This window comes from Acinetobacter sp. YH12255 (genome assembly GCF_013417355.1).
Classification (GTDB): domain Bacteria; phylum Pseudomonadota; class Gammaproteobacteria; order Pseudomonadales; family Moraxellaceae; genus Acinetobacter; species Acinetobacter pseudolwoffii.
Genome location: NZ_VPEC01000004.1, coordinates 114,412 through 127,622 on the forward strand (window position 1 = coordinate 114,412; position 13,211 = coordinate 127,622).

Here is a 13,211-nt window from a genome sequence, read left to right on the forward strand (position 1 = left end):
TAATTGGAAAATTCAAAAGCCTCCATTTGGAAGAATGCTGATCAGTTAAGGAGTTTAGAAATAGACGCTTTAACTTTTTAGTGGTTCACGATGGAGTCTTAAGGTTTTAAATCAAATATTTGTCATATCATTTGTGACTTTGGTTTTGCTCAAATGAGAAGCGGAGTTTCACAAGGAAGGCATCTTGCGGAGCAATACACCTCATGCATCCAACAGTTGCGGATGACTTTTCCACCTGGCAAATATGATCATGAATTTAAAAAAGAAAATGCCAGTCAATTGTTTAACTGACTGGCATTATCTATTTGGAGGCTTTTTATATGGGTCGCTTAATGCGAGCTAGAGGGTGGTTGAGTCGTTTGCTGGTATTTGAGAATGTACTCTTCCCGAATGGCAAGTCGTTCTTCAGGTTTGGCATTTTGCATGCGTAAGCCAAGTTCTCGACGTTCCTGACTGCTCATCATTTGCCAAGTCTCACGCATTCTTTGTTTTTCAACCTCAGGAAGCTGGGTAAACCAGTCCATACGCTGTTGTAAGCTGACGCTCTGCTGTTCTGGAATTTCCTTGAGGGACTGATAGCGTTTAATAAGTGCCAACTGTTCGGAATCAGAAAGACTATCCCAGGTATCGGAAACCTGAGTATTTGCATCTTTAGAAAAGATCCAAAAACGTTCAAATCCTGCAAAACTGGTTTGCAGAAAACTGAATGCACAAAAAGCAATTGCCAATCTTTTAGCTGCCATGTGGAACTTTGTCCTCACCTAGAACCATTAGCATTTCTAAATCTTCAAGCATTTGTGGGGACAGTTTCGGTACTGACACCATTTGGGTTTGCGGCTCATTGTGGCTAGAAATATTGGGTAATACCACAACACCTGCAATTGCTGCTGCCAAGGCAAAACCTGACATTTTTAAAAATGCAAAACGTGAATGTTTAGAATCCTGAATTTCTTCAAGAACATGGTGCATGACAACAGGTTTGTGTTTATGTTGTTGTGCCAGTCCATCGAGTTTGGAAGTTACTTGTTTTAAGAAATCATCTTGATTCATTCGGATGACCCTCCCAGATATGGATTTAAATGTGCCAAAGAGGCACGTAAGCCTTGAATAGCACGGTGATAATGAGTTTTTACACTGCCTTCTGAGCAGTCCATAATTTGTGCGGTGGTATGCGTATCAAATCCTTCCCAAGCTCTCAGCATAAATGCCTGCTGCTGACGTACAGGTAGTTTGGCAATGGCTTCCTGGATTTCTTCAGCTGTCACTGCCTGATCCAGAAAGTCCAAAGGCGTCGGTGTAGCTTCGTCCACGATATCCTCAAGTTCAATTTCGTCATCATCCAGACTGACTTTCTTAAAAAATGAAAACATCTGACCACGCCGTGCTTCTTTACGACGCCAATCCTGTAATTTGTTGTTCAGAATTGTATAAAATAGGGGATACCATTCTTCAGTACTTTTTTCCGCATAGGATTTATGTAAGGAAATGAAAGCTTCCTGAACCAGATCCATGGCAATACCATGATGACCTTGAGTTGCACTTTCCATCATCACCAAGGCGCGTCCAGTCACATCTTGCATAAAATTCTTCAGACGTGCTTCAGCCGTACTCTTCAGAATACTTACATCGTGTGATTGCAACTGTTTTGGTGCTAAATCCATAGAGATGGAAAATCCTGTCATTGGACACCCACCATGATTCCCAAGTTCATAATCATATAACGTTGGGAATTATGGTTTGGTTGACAATTAAGTTTATTATTTTTGTAGTGTAATCTATTTTATAAACGGACAGGGCCGAATTAAAACACTGTAACCTAAATCCCTAATTAGATACGTTGACGTACCATTTCAAAGAAACAGATCGATCCTGCAATCGCAACATTTAAGGATTCCTGACCACCCGGCTGCGGAATACTGACAGCTTCTGCGTGTTGCATTGCATAATCAGAAACGCCTTGACCTTCATTGCCCAAGATCCATACGCAAGGTTTACCTAAATCTTTTGAGTACAGACTTTCGGCACGATGTGAGCTGGTGACGTATACAGGAATTTGAAATTGCTCAAGAATTTGTTCAAGTGCAATATTTTCAAAAGTTTGCAGCGTGAAGTGCGCACCCATACCGGCACGTAATACTCGTGGTGACCAAAGTGAGGCAGAACCTTTGGTGCAGACAATCTGTTCAATACCGGCTGCTGCTGCAGAGCGAAGCAGGGTACCAACATTACCCGGATCCTGTACATTTTCCAGAATTAAAGTGTCGGCTTTAAAATCCAGTGCATAATTTGCTGTCGGTAAAGTGACCACAGCTAAACAGGCTAAAGACGTTCCTAAGGTGCTTAAATCTTTGTATAAAGATTCGCTTAGAACAAAGACCATCCCTGTGTATTTTGCGAGAATTTTCTCGAAATCAGGATGCGAAAGTGCATGTTCAGTGGTAAAAATCGAATCAATTTTACGGTTTTCATGCAGCCAGGCGAGAGACAGATGCGTGCCTTCCAGCACAGTTTGCCCCTGTTTTTTACGATAGGTGTTTTGTTCAATCAAACCACGTAAGTGTTTAATTTTTGGATTGTCTTTTGAATCAAGAAAAAAAGTTGGCATGGGAGATATAATCCACGGTAGCCGATTCAATATCGGCTACCGCTATAAAAAATTAGTTATGATAGCTGGTCACAAGATCAACTTCGTTTTTAGAACCGATAATCACTGGCACACGTTGATGTAGATCAGTTGGTTCGATCTCCAGAATACGGACACGGCCTGTGGTGGATGCGCCGCCAGCCTGCTCCATGAGCATACTCATTGGGTTGGCTTCATACATTAAACGCAGACGACCAGCTTTAGCCGGATCTTTAAAGTCGTATGGATACATGAAGATACCGCTACGACAAAGAATACGGTGAATATCGCCCACCATACAGGCAACCCAGCGCATATTGAAATCTTTTTCACGAGGACCGGTTTTGCCTGCCAATAATTCATCGATATAACGTTGTACTGGTGCTTCCCAGTGGCGTTGATTCGAGGCATTGATCGCATATTCTTTGGTATCTGCAGCGACTTGAATCGCTTCAGAAGTTAGCAGGAATTCTTGAGTTTCCGGGTCAAAGGTAAAGAACACTACGCCTGCACCGACAGTCAATGCCATCATGGTCGATGGACCATACAGTACATAACCTGCAGCCACTTGATTGACACCGGCTTGCATAAAGTCTTCGGCCTGAGTCACGGCATTTTTCGCAGGAAGAATCGAGAAAATCGTACCGACACACATATTGATGTCGATATTACTTGAACCATCGAGTGGATCGAACAAGACCAGAAATTGACCATTTTCTTGTGCAGGGGTGAATTCATCCAGTTCTTCTGAAGCCAAACCACCAACATGCGGATGTTGCTGTAAAGCATCAATCAGATAATCATTGGAAATGACATCCAGTTTCTTTTGCTCTTCGCCTTGAACATTTTCATGCTGTGCACTTCCCAATACACCCGCTAAAGCACCTTTTTGCAGCAACAGATCGATGTCCTTGCAAGTGTTTGCAATCGTTACAATAACTTGTGCAAGTTCAGGTGTGAGATTCCCGCTTTGTTGCTGTAAAAACTGGGATAAGGTGCGGTATGACATAAGGGAAAACTCCAAGACTTAAATCGGGAAAAAATGATCAAAACGATATGCGGCTATATTTTAGATGAGAACGTACTAAAAGAAAAATCAAACTGGATTATTTGTATCGATTTTGCCCTTGCAACTCCTGTGGAAAGTGCTATGTTGAATGCAAGGGAAAATTGAGAATAGGAGCACAGATATGACAACATTAAAGTTTGATGCGACTCCAACGCCAAGTGAAGGCATTACTTTAGATGATATCTCTGAAGACAAGATGAAAGAAGCCTGGCGGGATTATGAAGCAAAACCAGAGTACAAACAATTCAATAAACACGACCTGATTGAATCGATGCAAGCAGTTGAACCAGGCCAGACCGTAGAATAAACAGATTTGTTCATTCAACCCAATAAAAAGCACTCAATCATGAGTGCTTTTTATTTGATACGCCAGCATTGAAAATTATTTCAACAATGGTGGTACCGCTTCATAATTAATTTCAACACGGCGGTTTTCTTTCCAGGCATTTTCATCATGACCTGGATTGATTGGCATTTCCTTACCATAGCTGACGGCTTCTAATTGAGCAGCATTTACACCAGTAGTCACCAGGAAGCTTTCAACAGCTTTGGCACGACGCTCACCAAGCGCCATGTTGTATTCACGGGTACCACGTTCATCGGTGTGACCGGTGAGTGCGACACGTGAGTTGGCATTGGCCATCAGGAACTGTGCATGTGCTTGTAGGGTACGAAGATCTTCATTGCTGAGTTCAGTACTGTCATAGTCAAAATGTACGACACGTTTTGCCAAGAAAGCCTTGTTTTCCGCAGTGACACCCTTTGCCGATGCACCCGCCATGTTTTGTGCATTTAATGCAGCATCTTCACTCAGACCTTGCGTATCCACTGTGGTTGAGCTGGTTGTATCTAAACCGCCGGTTTGAACTTCAGCGGCAGGCTTACGACTCGCACAACCTGTCATGACGACAGCTGCTGCTAAAAGTGGTAAGGCAAATAATTTTACTTTGTTCATCTTCATCTCCATGAAGTTTGATTATGGGGTAAAAGGTTTATACAGATACCAATGTTATTTTGGTGCCCAAGCCGGTTCACGGACTTCGCCCGTTTCACTTGGCAAGTTCATACGGAAACGACCATCTAGTGACATGATCGACAGAAGTCCGCGCGCGCCTTCACGTGTGGCATACACCACCATCTGGCCATTTGGCGAGAAACTTGGTGATTCGTCTAGAGTTGTTGGCGTCAGAATATTATTTACACCAGAGTTCATGTCTTGAACGGCAACCCGATAGTTACTGCCGCTTGGACGATGAACCAATGCAAGTTTCTTGCCATCTGCGCTCAGCGTACCACGTGCATTAAATGCACCACGGAAGGTCAGACGTTTATTGCTACTTGAAGCGAGATCATGGCGATAAATCTGTGGAGATCCACCACGATCAGAAGTAAAGATAAAGGATTTTCCATCTGGAGCATAACGTGCTTCGGTATCGATCGCACTGTCATTGGTCATACGTTGTAATTGACGTGTTTCCAGATTCATCTGATAGATTTCCGGATTGCCATGCATGGATGCAGTAAACAGCATGCTCTTGCCATCTGGAGAGAAACTTGGTGCGCCATTTAAGCCACGGAAACTGGCCAGTTTTTCGCGTTGTCCTGTGGCCAGATCCTGTACATAAATTGCCGGACGTTTGGTTTCAAACGAGACATAAGCAATTTTTTTGGCATCCGGTGTCCAGGCTGGAGAAAGAATCGGATCACGCGAAGTCAAAATTGTTTTTGGCTGTTCGCCATCGGTATCAGCAATTTGCAAGGTATAACGTTGTTCTGGTGTTGCTGGATTACGCAGTACATAAGCAATACGTCCAGTAAAATCACCTGGAATGCCAGTTAATGCCTGATAGATGGCATCACTGATCATATGCGCTGCCTGACGGGTACGTGAGGCTGGAACAGTTAGTAATTCATTTAATAGATATTGTTTTTTTTCGATATCGTATAACTGATACTGGATTTCAAAAGAACCATCCGCTGTGGTTTTTGATGAACCGGTCACGACATAGGGAACGCCAGCGGATGCCCAAGCTTCTGCATTCGGGTTATTTAATGTGGCAGTCGCAGGCAGGTTTTTTGAAGCACTGGTAAATCTGCCTGAACGATTCAAGTCATTTTCAACAATAGGATAGATGCTCTGATCCTGACTGAATGGCACAATGGCGATTTTAGGTGCTGCCTCAGGTGCCTTGGTAATTTCCAGATGCAACTGGGCATAGGACTGAGTTGCCAATACAGGACTTAAAGCGCCAATGATTGCGAGGCAGAGTAGGTGTTTGCGAGTCTTTTCCATCATTCGTTATTTACTCAAATCAACGGATTTATTGTATAGGTAGCTTGGGCTACATCATCGCATGGATTTAATAGAATAAAACCAGGATTTTATGACCAAACTGTTATGACACTGTGAAAAATGAATATTATTTAATCATATTAAAGTGAAGTTTAGCTGAAAAAATCAAAGCCATCACCTCAATAATGTGTGATGGCTTGGTTTTTATTGTGCGGTAAAGGTTGATGTAAAACTTCGTGCTTCTCGGCGTGCATCTGGATCTGAAGGCATCGGATACGGCGCAGCAGCCCGCACCGCAGCTTCGACACTGGCTTTCATGTCTGCATCACTTGAGTTCACGATGACAGAAACCACACCGCCATTGTCATTCAAGGTCACACGAGCAGTAGCGCGCTGACCTGACGATCCCACTGGGGTATCCCAAGCACGTTTAATTTTATTTTCGAAATCACGTTTTGCAGTAGACGCAATCCGTTTTGATTCCGCTTTTTTCTGAGCAGCTTCTTCAGCGGCCTGTTTGGCTGCTGAAGCCTTGGCATCTGCCTCAGCTTTGGCTTTTGCATCGGCATCTGCCTTACGTTTTGCATCCGCGTCTGCTTTTGCCTTTGCAGCAGCATCGTTTTTGGCTTTTGCATCGGCATCCGCCTTACGTTTTGCATCCGCCTCAGCTTTTGCTTTAGCTGTCGCCTCAGCTTTTGCTTTAGCTGTCGCCTCAGCTTTGGCTTTTGCATCCGCCTCAGCTTTGGCTTTTGCATCCGCATCAGCTTTACGTTTCGCCTCCGCATCTGCCTTACGTTTTGCATCCGCGTCAGTTTTTGCTTTAGCTGCCGCTTCAGCTTTCGCCTTTGCAGCAGCATCTGCCTTGGCTTTCGCAGCGGCATCGGCTTTTTGTTTGGCGGCCAAATCCGCTTTTTTCTGAGCATCTAATTTGGCTTTCTGTGCAGCGTCCGCTTTACGCTGTGCATCGATTTCAGCCTTACGAGCAGCTTCGGCATCTGCCTTGGATTTTTGTGCTGCCTCCGCTTTTGCTCTGGCTGCTGCCTGTTTCGCCTGTTCGGCAGCTTCGGCACGTTTCGCTGCTTCAGCAGCTTGTTGTACAGCCTTGGCTTGCGCTACCTCTTTGAGTTCCTGCTGGGCTTTTTGTGTATCCACTTTCGGTGCAGGCGGAGCAGCAGGTGTGGCAGGCGCCGCTGTCGGAATGACTGGCGCAGGCTCAGGACTAGGTTCAGCTGTTTGAGTAATTTCTTCTGCGACATTTTCATGTGCAGTTTCCTCAAACGGCGTTTCTTCTCGGGTGACCGGTTTGAGGTCCTCAGGTTTGATCAGGACCGTTTTAATCTGCTTCGGCGGTTCAGGTGGTTTACTCATGCCAAGATAAAGTAAACCCACCAAAGCCACGGCATGGATTCCTAAGGTGAATCCAATCGCGATGGCTTTTTTCTGAAATGGTGGTTTTTTATAATCTTTCATACATTATTCTAATGGCTGGGTCAGTAAACCGACCTGAGATAAACCGGCATCCTGTAGGCTGGACATTAAGGCCATGACATCGCCATAAGGACGGGTATTGTGGCCATTGATCACGACATTCAGCACTTTATTGTCATTTTGTGCCTGTGTTTGCGCTTCAACAAGGGCAGCAGTCAATTCATCCAGCGTAACTGGGCCAGTGGCCTGATTTTTATGTTCTAAATAATAGGAACCATCTTCTTTCAGGGTGACAATGGTCGGTGCATCTTTAGATTCAATCGGTAGCCCATTGGCCTGAGGTAGGTCGACCTTTATGCCACTGGTGATCATGGGTGCGGTGACCATAAAGATCACCAGAAGCACCAGCATCACATCAATATAAGGTACGACATTCATGTCACTTTTCAGTGGCTTTTTAATACGCTGAAAGCGTCCTGAACCTTGAATCGCCATTAGTCTTTGTCCTGAGTTATGCCCACGGACTGACGTTGTAGCAGTGCCACCATTTCTTCGGCAAACAGGGCACGATCAGAGTAAACGGTTTCACCTTTGGCCGTGAAATGGTTAAAGGCCAACACCGCTGGAATAGCTGCGAACAGGCCAATGGCAGTTGCAATCAGGGCTTCAGCAATACCAGGTGCAACCGTCGCCAGCGTCACCTGATCGACATCTGCCAGGCCAATAAAAGCGTTCATGATGCCCCAGACGGTACCGAACAGACCAACATAAGGTGCAACCGAACCAATACTGGCCAAAGCACCGAGTCCTTGCTCCAGATGACCTTGATCACGGCTCAGGCCGACACGCAGAATACGCTCTGTTCCTTCAATGGACTGGGCAGTCGGTGCATGGCGTTTTTTCAGTTTCAGGAACTCACCCAGACCCTGATAGAAAATATCTTCAAGGCCAGTGCGTTTAGAATTGAGCTGGGCATTGTTATACAGGGTATTCAGTTCAGCGCCAGACCAGAAGATTTTCTGGAAATGTTCATCATCGGCCTGGGCTTTTTTATAACTCATATAGAGTCTGGCAATCAGATACCAGCTATATATTGAGGCTAACAGAAGAGAAAGCATCACCAGTTGTACGACAGGGCTTGCTTGTAAAATAAGATCTGAAACTTGAAGAGATGATTCTAACTGAGTCGCCATAGTTGTTACGTGTGCCAATAAATTTTTTAGTCTTGTTCCAATTCTTTTTGAATTAGTTCGCGTATTTCATCCGGGAGTCGACGTGGTCGCATCTCTGCACTGATACATGCCAACTCAACCTCACCCGATGCAAGCATGATTTCACCACGATAAATATTTTGTTGCAATACAAATGATGAAGCTTTACATGAAATCACACGTGCAGTAACAGTAATTAAATCATCCATCAGGATGGGGCGCATATATTTGACATTAATTTTGTGTACCACAAAATTATATTCTGCCTGTTGCCAGTAATGACTGACTCCGGCAGCACGCAGCCATTCGGTACGGGTACGTTCCATATAGCGAATGTGGTTAGCATGGTAGACAATACCACCTAGATCAGTATCTTCAATATATACGCGGATATTGAATTCAAAATGATTCGCCATAGTTTTGTTCCATGCAGATGTTCGAAATTTTTGCTTGTTTTTTGGAGAGAGGAAAATCCTTGAATTTGCCGGATTCCTGTCCAAAGTCAAGCAATTTAGCGGGACAAAGTTTAGCATTTTGAGTTTTGAGACCAATGGCACAAGATGTCAAATCTGGCTAGAAATAGTCAAGAGGAAGCGCAGAGCACCTGATAGCTCATTTATAAAACAGCAGAAGATGATGAAATGCGCGAGCTCATCAACTCGCGCATTTTTATAGCAGGCAATTAACCTTTATTGTTCTGTTTCCAGTTGGCCTGAACCTGTTCAGCCACTTTTGGATAATCCAGAATAAAGCGCACATGACTTTCGACACCGGTTTTTAAGGTCGCATCATCGACAATAAAGTTCGGATTATGGTTTGGCGCGGCTTTAGCCGGATCTTGATCGGCCGGCGTGGCACCGACAAAGACAAACAGGGATGGCATGAGCTGGCCATAGTAAGCAAAGTCTTCACTCGCACTGGCATTATTATCCAAGACATGCAATTTATCTTCACCATGGACTTTGGCCAGGGTCGGTTGCATCAGCTTGGTCAAAGTTTTGTCATTGGTGGTGACCGGGGCATAAGGCGCAATTTCGACTTTCACCTTGACATCGTTGGCTGCTGCATTGTGTTCTAGCATCTTCGGTAAGTCTTTTAAAATGCCTTGACGAACGTCTTCACTATTGGAGCGAATAGTCCCGACCATATTGACCTGATCTGGAATCACGTTACCGGTGGTACCACCCTGAATGCTACCAATACTGACCACGCCCATTCCTTTGGTCAGATCCGCTTTACGGCTGATCAAACTTTGCAGATTGGTGACCATCTGGGCAGAGGCATAAATTGGATCTTTTCCTGCCCAAGGCATCGAACCATGAACCTGACTTCCATTGACCTGGATGCGTAAATGATCGGCACTGTTTAAAATGGCGCCATCTTTGTAGAAGATATTGCCACTTGGCATACCGGCCATGACATGCATACCGAAAATGACTTCAGGTTTTGGATTTTTCAGGGCGCCGTCCGCAATCATTTTACGCGAACCAATCTGATCGCCTTGGGTAAAGTTATCAATATCTGCACCACCTTCTTCGGCTGGCTGGAACACAAATACCACCGTTCCTGCAATTTTATCTTTGTTGGCGGCCAGAACTTTGGCTGCACCCAGTAACATGGCGGTATGCGCATCATGACCACAGGCATGCATCACATAAGATTCTTTGCCCTGATAAATGGCTTTTTGTTTGCTGGCGAATGATACCGGTGCAGTTTCCTTAATTGGTAATGCATCCATATCTGCACGCAATGCCATGACCGGGCCGGGTTTACCACCTTTTAGTACACCGATCACACCCGTTTTGGCATAACCTTTTCGTACTTCAATCCCATAGGATTTTAATTCTTTTTGAACCAGTTCCGAGGTTTTAAATTCCATATTCCCCAGCTCAGGATATTGATGAATATGCTGGCGTAATTTTATGGTGTGCGCTTCAGCCGTTTGTACAGAATCATCAATCCAGTCGGCCAGACTGAGTTGGCTACAGAAAAGAAGAGGAAGACAAAGGGAAATCTGCTTATACATATTCATACTTGGGGAGAACCTTAAGAATTTTAAATGGTTAAAGTGATTCTCTAGGATTGCATATTGATTTAAATTTGACCAAAACTCTCTAAGTATTATGATAATACCTTTAAGGTATATTGCTTGTTAGACCTTGTTCTAAAAGAGCTTTATGAATACTTTTACATTGTAAAATTATGTACCCTTATTTATTTTCTATATGCTAAAGGTATCAAAATTATCAATAAGACAAAATAAAAACAAATATCAAAAATAGATCAGGACAAGATTCCGCGACAATCATTAACGCAACCTTTGGGCGAAAATGATGAGTTGTGGATTACTCTAGGTTTAGATGAAGACTTAGACGAAGCCATGCGTAAATCGACACGCGAAGCAATCCGTTTTTTGGTCAATGAATACGGAATTTCAGAAGAAATTGCTTATGCATATTTAAGTGCTGCAACGGATTTTAAAGTATCGCAAGTGGTAGATAAAACCAAAGGTATTCACGCGATGATTCGTAAAGCGGACTTTTAGGAGTTTAAGAAAAAAGAGAAGTAATTTTTTTATTTAGTTTTTTGTTTTGTGCTTTTGCCAACTGATTTAGACATGTCAGTTGGCTTTTTCTTTTGTAATGGTTTGAAAATTTTTAGAATATCAATAATAAAAATTTATTGAAATGAAATGGGGGAATTGTGGCAGAGCAGAATAATAATGCAGTGATGATTTCAATTGCCATGGACAGTGCCACAGCAGCCTTTTGATCAAACGGCAAGTGTTGTAGAGAATCCAAATAGAAAGATGGAGCTTGATCTCAATCATTCGACAGATACGACAGCAATTTCATCATTTACTTTATCTGTCATTATTGCGCTTATTTTAGGTAGTTTCGCAACTTGGCTTGCTTATTGGTATGGACGTAAGAGTTTTCAACTCACAGAACTATCTTTTAAAGTAGTAAGTGAAGATATTAAAGAAGCAGCAGAATCTCATAGAAATATGACTAAACAACTTATAGAAAGTCAAGAAAATTTAAAAAGAGTTGAATTACAAGAAGAATTTTATAGAGGTTGGAAACTTAAGTTAATAGACGATCTTGCTGTATTGAAACCATTAGTGCATAAATACATTACATTGTTAGGCTCTGTAGCTTTAGTACTAAATGATGTGAAAGACTGGTTCAAAAATAATGAATACGAAGATATGCGTTCAGAATTAAAGAGTTTAGAAGATGATATATTCCCTTTAATAGCTCGTATTAGTACTTATTTAAAAATGTTAGTAGAGGAAGATCATGAATTAGTATCTGAATGGGACGAATTTGAGCGTTATCTCACTCAGCTACAAATCATGTGTATTACCGCGGTAATTGATAAAGAAGGTATTGCTGATAGTTTCAAAGCTCTAAACATTGTAGTAGATTCTCTTATTCAAAATTTGAAATCTATATTCAATAAAAAAGCAGCCTAAGCTGCTTTTTGAATCACTTTTCTTTTGGCTCAGGTGGTGTCAATCCAAACTGTAAATAGGCCATATTGGTGGCAATACGGCCACGTGCAGTACGCATCACATAACCTTGCTGAATCAAATATGGTTCAATCACATCTTCCAGCGTACCAGAATCTTCTGCCATGGCAGCAGCCAACGCTTCAACACCAGCAGGGCCACCATCAAAACGTTCTAATAACATCGATAGATAACGGCGGTCTAAAGTATCTAAACCATCTTTATCGACTTTGAGCATGTCCAAAGCACGTTGCGCCATATCCTGATTAATTTCACCAGTGCCTTTGACCTGAGCATAGTCACGTACACGACGCAATAAGCGGTTGGCAATACGCGGTGTACCCCGTGAGCGACGGGCAATTTCTTTTGCGCCATCACCGGTCATGGGTACATCCATCAGGTTGGCTGAACGTTTGACAATGTGGGTCAAATCTTCAACTGAATAAAATTCTAAACGCTGTACGATGCCGAAACGGTCACGCAAAGGAGAGGTAAGCAGACCTGCACGTGTGGTTGCTGCAACCAGGGTAAAGGGTGGCAAATCCAGTTTGATTGATCGTGCAGCAGGCCCTTCGCCAATCATGATGTCGAGCTGGTAGTCTTCCATCGCTGGATAGAGAATTTCCTCAATCACCGGTGAAAGACGGTGGATCTCATCAATGAACAGGACATCACCTTCTTCCAGATTGGTCAGCATGGCGGCCAAATCACCGGCACGTTCTAGCACCGGACCTGAAGTCGACTTAAGATTACCGCCCATTTCGCGGGCAATAATATTCGCCAGCGTGGTTTTACCCAGGCCGGGCGGGCCAAAAATCAATGTATGATCCAGCGCTTCTTCACGGCCACGGGCGGCACCAATAAAGATTTCCATTTGCTCTCGAACCACAGGCTGACCAATATAGTCATCGAGTGAGGTTGGACGGATGGCACGATCAAAATGATCTTCTGGTTTTTCAGAACCACTGATGAGACGGTCTTGCATATCTTTTGAGTTAATCTCTATGGTTTATTTGAGGTGAATAAAGTCATAGCCTCAAAATGCTTTAACAATTCGTATGCCATTGTGCAGG

15 protein-coding genes and 1 pseudogene are annotated in these 13,211 nt (G+C 43.4%); 3 read left to right on the top strand and 13 right to left on the bottom strand.

Annotated elements, in window-relative coordinates; translation table 11 throughout:
- Window positions 1–329: 329 nt before the first annotated feature.
- The 5 genes from FTV30_RS03140 to FTV30_RS03160 form a co-directional block, all read right to left on the bottom strand.
- Window positions 330–743, bottom strand: coding sequence for a DUF3106 domain-containing protein (locus tag FTV30_RS03140; protein WP_005097618.1), 414 nt, complete (start codon window positions 741–743; stop codon window positions 330–332).
- Window positions 733–1,050 carry a hypothetical protein gene (locus FTV30_RS03145; RefSeq protein ID WP_005097616.1) on the bottom strand — a complete coding sequence of 106 codons (318 nt, stop codon included), beginning with the start codon at window positions 1,048–1,050 and terminating at the stop codon, window positions 733–735. The genes FTV30_RS03140 and FTV30_RS03145 overlap by 11 nt, the downstream gene beginning before the upstream one ends.
- The gene (locus FTV30_RS03150; RefSeq protein WP_100329059.1) at window positions 1,047–1,661 is read right to left on the bottom strand and encodes an RNA polymerase sigma factor; all 615 of its coding nucleotides are present in this window, start codon (window positions 1,659–1,661) and stop codon (window positions 1,047–1,049) included. Before FTV30_RS03150 ends, FTV30_RS03145 begins: the two co-directional genes overlap by 4 nt.
- Window positions 1,662–1,828: 167 nt before the next feature.
- Window positions 1,829–2,605, bottom strand: a complete 777-nt coding sequence (locus FTV30_RS03155; protein WP_005097613.1) for an RNA methyltransferase — start codon at window positions 2,603–2,605, stop codon at window positions 1,829–1,831.
- Window positions 2,606–2,657: 52 nt separating this feature from the next.
- Window positions 2,658–3,632 (bottom strand): class 1 fructose-bisphosphatase, encoded by a 975-nt coding sequence (locus tag FTV30_RS03160; RefSeq protein ID WP_180000989.1) that lies wholly within the window; start codon window positions 3,630–3,632, stop codon window positions 2,658–2,660.
- A 181-nt stretch (window positions 3,633–3,813) separates the two neighbouring features.
- Here FTV30_RS03160 and FTV30_RS03165 point away from each other — a divergent pair, with 181 nt between their 5' ends.
- Window positions 3,814–3,999: an NF038105 family protein gene (locus FTV30_RS03165; protein ID WP_005097610.1), complete on the top strand. Its 186-nt coding sequence runs from the start codon at window positions 3,814–3,816 to the stop codon at window positions 3,997–3,999.
- Window positions 4,000–4,074: 75 nt separating this feature from the next.
- Here the strand turns inward: FTV30_RS03165 and pal are convergent, their stop codons facing one another.
- The 7 genes from pal to FTV30_RS03200 all read right to left on the bottom strand — a co-directional run bounded on the left by pal (window position 4,075) and on the right by FTV30_RS03200 (window position 10,650).
- Window positions 4,075–4,647, bottom strand: coding sequence for a peptidoglycan-associated lipoprotein Pal (pal, locus tag FTV30_RS03170; RefSeq protein ID WP_005097609.1), 573 nt, complete (start codon window positions 4,645–4,647; stop codon window positions 4,075–4,077).
- Between the two features lie 54 nt (window positions 4,648–4,701).
- The gene (gene tolB / locus FTV30_RS03175; RefSeq protein ID WP_171255748.1) at window positions 4,702–5,985 is read right to left on the bottom strand and encodes a Tol-Pal system beta propeller repeat protein TolB; all 1,284 of its coding nucleotides are present in this window, start codon (window positions 5,983–5,985) and stop codon (window positions 4,702–4,704) included.
- 204 nt (window positions 5,986–6,189) lie between these two features.
- Window positions 6,190–7,455, bottom strand: a complete 1,266-nt coding sequence (tolA, locus tag FTV30_RS03180; protein WP_180000990.1) for a cell envelope integrity protein TolA — start codon at window positions 7,453–7,455, stop codon at window positions 6,190–6,192.
- Window positions 7,456–7,458: 3 nt separating this feature from the next.
- Window positions 7,459–7,908 (bottom strand): protein TolR, encoded by a 450-nt coding sequence (gene tolR, locus FTV30_RS03185; RefSeq protein WP_005170046.1) that lies wholly within the window; start codon window positions 7,906–7,908, stop codon window positions 7,459–7,461.
- On the bottom strand, window positions 7,908–8,606 hold the full coding sequence (gene tolQ, locus FTV30_RS03190; protein WP_004279111.1) for a protein TolQ: 699 nt from the start codon (window positions 8,604–8,606) through the stop codon (window positions 7,908–7,910). The genes tolR and tolQ overlap by 1 nt, the downstream gene beginning before the upstream one ends.
- Window positions 8,607–8,632: 26 nt before the next feature.
- The gene (ybgC, locus tag FTV30_RS03195; protein WP_004731733.1) at window positions 8,633–9,040 is read right to left on the bottom strand and encodes a tol-pal system-associated acyl-CoA thioesterase; all 408 of its coding nucleotides are present in this window, start codon (window positions 9,038–9,040) and stop codon (window positions 8,633–8,635) included.
- Window positions 9,041–9,306: 266 nt separating this feature from the next.
- Window positions 9,307–10,650, bottom strand: a complete 1,344-nt coding sequence (locus FTV30_RS03200; protein ID WP_167381270.1) for an amidohydrolase — start codon at window positions 10,648–10,650, stop codon at window positions 9,307–9,309.
- Window positions 10,651–10,899: 249 nt separating this feature from the next.
- Here FTV30_RS03200 and FTV30_RS03205 point away from each other — a divergent pair.
- Window positions 10,900–11,169 (top strand): annotated as a pseudogene (locus tag FTV30_RS03205) (acetamidase); the annotation flags it as partial.
- Between the two features lie 195 nt (window positions 11,170–11,364).
- Window positions 11,365–12,102 carry a hypothetical protein gene (locus FTV30_RS03210; RefSeq protein ID WP_257228894.1) on the top strand — a complete coding sequence of 246 codons (738 nt, stop codon included), beginning with the start codon at window positions 11,365–11,367 and terminating at the stop codon, window positions 12,100–12,102.
- Window positions 12,103–12,115: 13 nt separating this feature from the next.
- Here the strand turns inward: FTV30_RS03210 and ruvB are convergent, their stop codons facing one another.
- Entirely contained in the window at window positions 12,116–13,123 is a 1,008-nt protein-coding gene (ruvB, locus tag FTV30_RS03215; protein ID WP_005097600.1) for a Holliday junction branch migration DNA helicase RuvB, read from the bottom strand.
- Window positions 13,124–13,211 lie beyond the last annotated feature (88 nt).

Coding starts and splice junctions, on each gene's coding strand:
- FTV30_RS03155 (WP_005097613.1), bottom strand. CDS start 2,605: ATGCCAACTTTTTTTCTTGATTCAAAAGACAATCCAAAAATTAAACAC.
- FTV30_RS03140 (WP_005097618.1), bottom strand. CDS start 743: ATGGCAGCTAAAAGATTGGCAATTGCTTTTTGTGCATTCAGTTTTCTG.
- ruvB (WP_005097600.1), bottom strand. CDS start 13,123: ATGCAAGACCGTCTCATCAGTGGTTCTGAAAAACCAGAAGATCATTTT.
- tolB (WP_171255748.1), bottom strand. CDS start 5,985: ATGGAAAAGACTCGCAAACACCTACTCTGCCTCGCAATCATTGGCGCT.
- tolR (WP_005170046.1), bottom strand. CDS start 7,908: ATGGCGATTCAAGGTTCAGGACGCTTTCAGCGTATTAAAAAGCCACTG.
- tolQ (WP_004279111.1), bottom strand. CDS start 8,606: ATGGCGACTCAGTTAGAATCATCTCTTCAAGTTTCAGATCTTATTTTA.
- pal (WP_005097609.1), bottom strand. CDS start 4,647: ATGAACAAAGTAAAATTATTTGCCTTACCACTTTTAGCAGCAGCTGTC.
- FTV30_RS03150 (WP_100329059.1), bottom strand. CDS start 1,661: ATGGATTTAGCACCAAAACAGTTGCAATCACACGATGTAAGTATTCTG.
- tolA (WP_180000990.1), bottom strand. CDS start 7,455: ATGAAAGATTATAAAAAACCACCATTTCAGAAAAAAGCCATCGCGATT.
- ybgC (WP_004731733.1), bottom strand. CDS start 9,040: ATGGCGAATCATTTTGAATTCAATATCCGCGTATATATTGAAGATACT.
- FTV30_RS03145 (WP_005097616.1), bottom strand. CDS start 1,050: ATGAATCAAGATGATTTCTTAAAACAAGTAACTTCCAAACTCGATGGA.
- FTV30_RS03200 (WP_167381270.1), bottom strand. CDS start 10,650: ATGTATAAGCAGATTTCCCTTTGTCTTCCTCTTCTTTTCTGTAGCCAA.
- FTV30_RS03160 (WP_180000989.1), bottom strand. CDS start 3,632: ATGTCATACCGCACCTTATCCCAGTTTTTACAGCAACAAAGCGGGAAT.
- FTV30_RS03165 (WP_005097610.1), top strand. CDS start 3,814: ATGACAACATTAAAGTTTGATGCGACTCCAACGCCAAGTGAAGGCATT.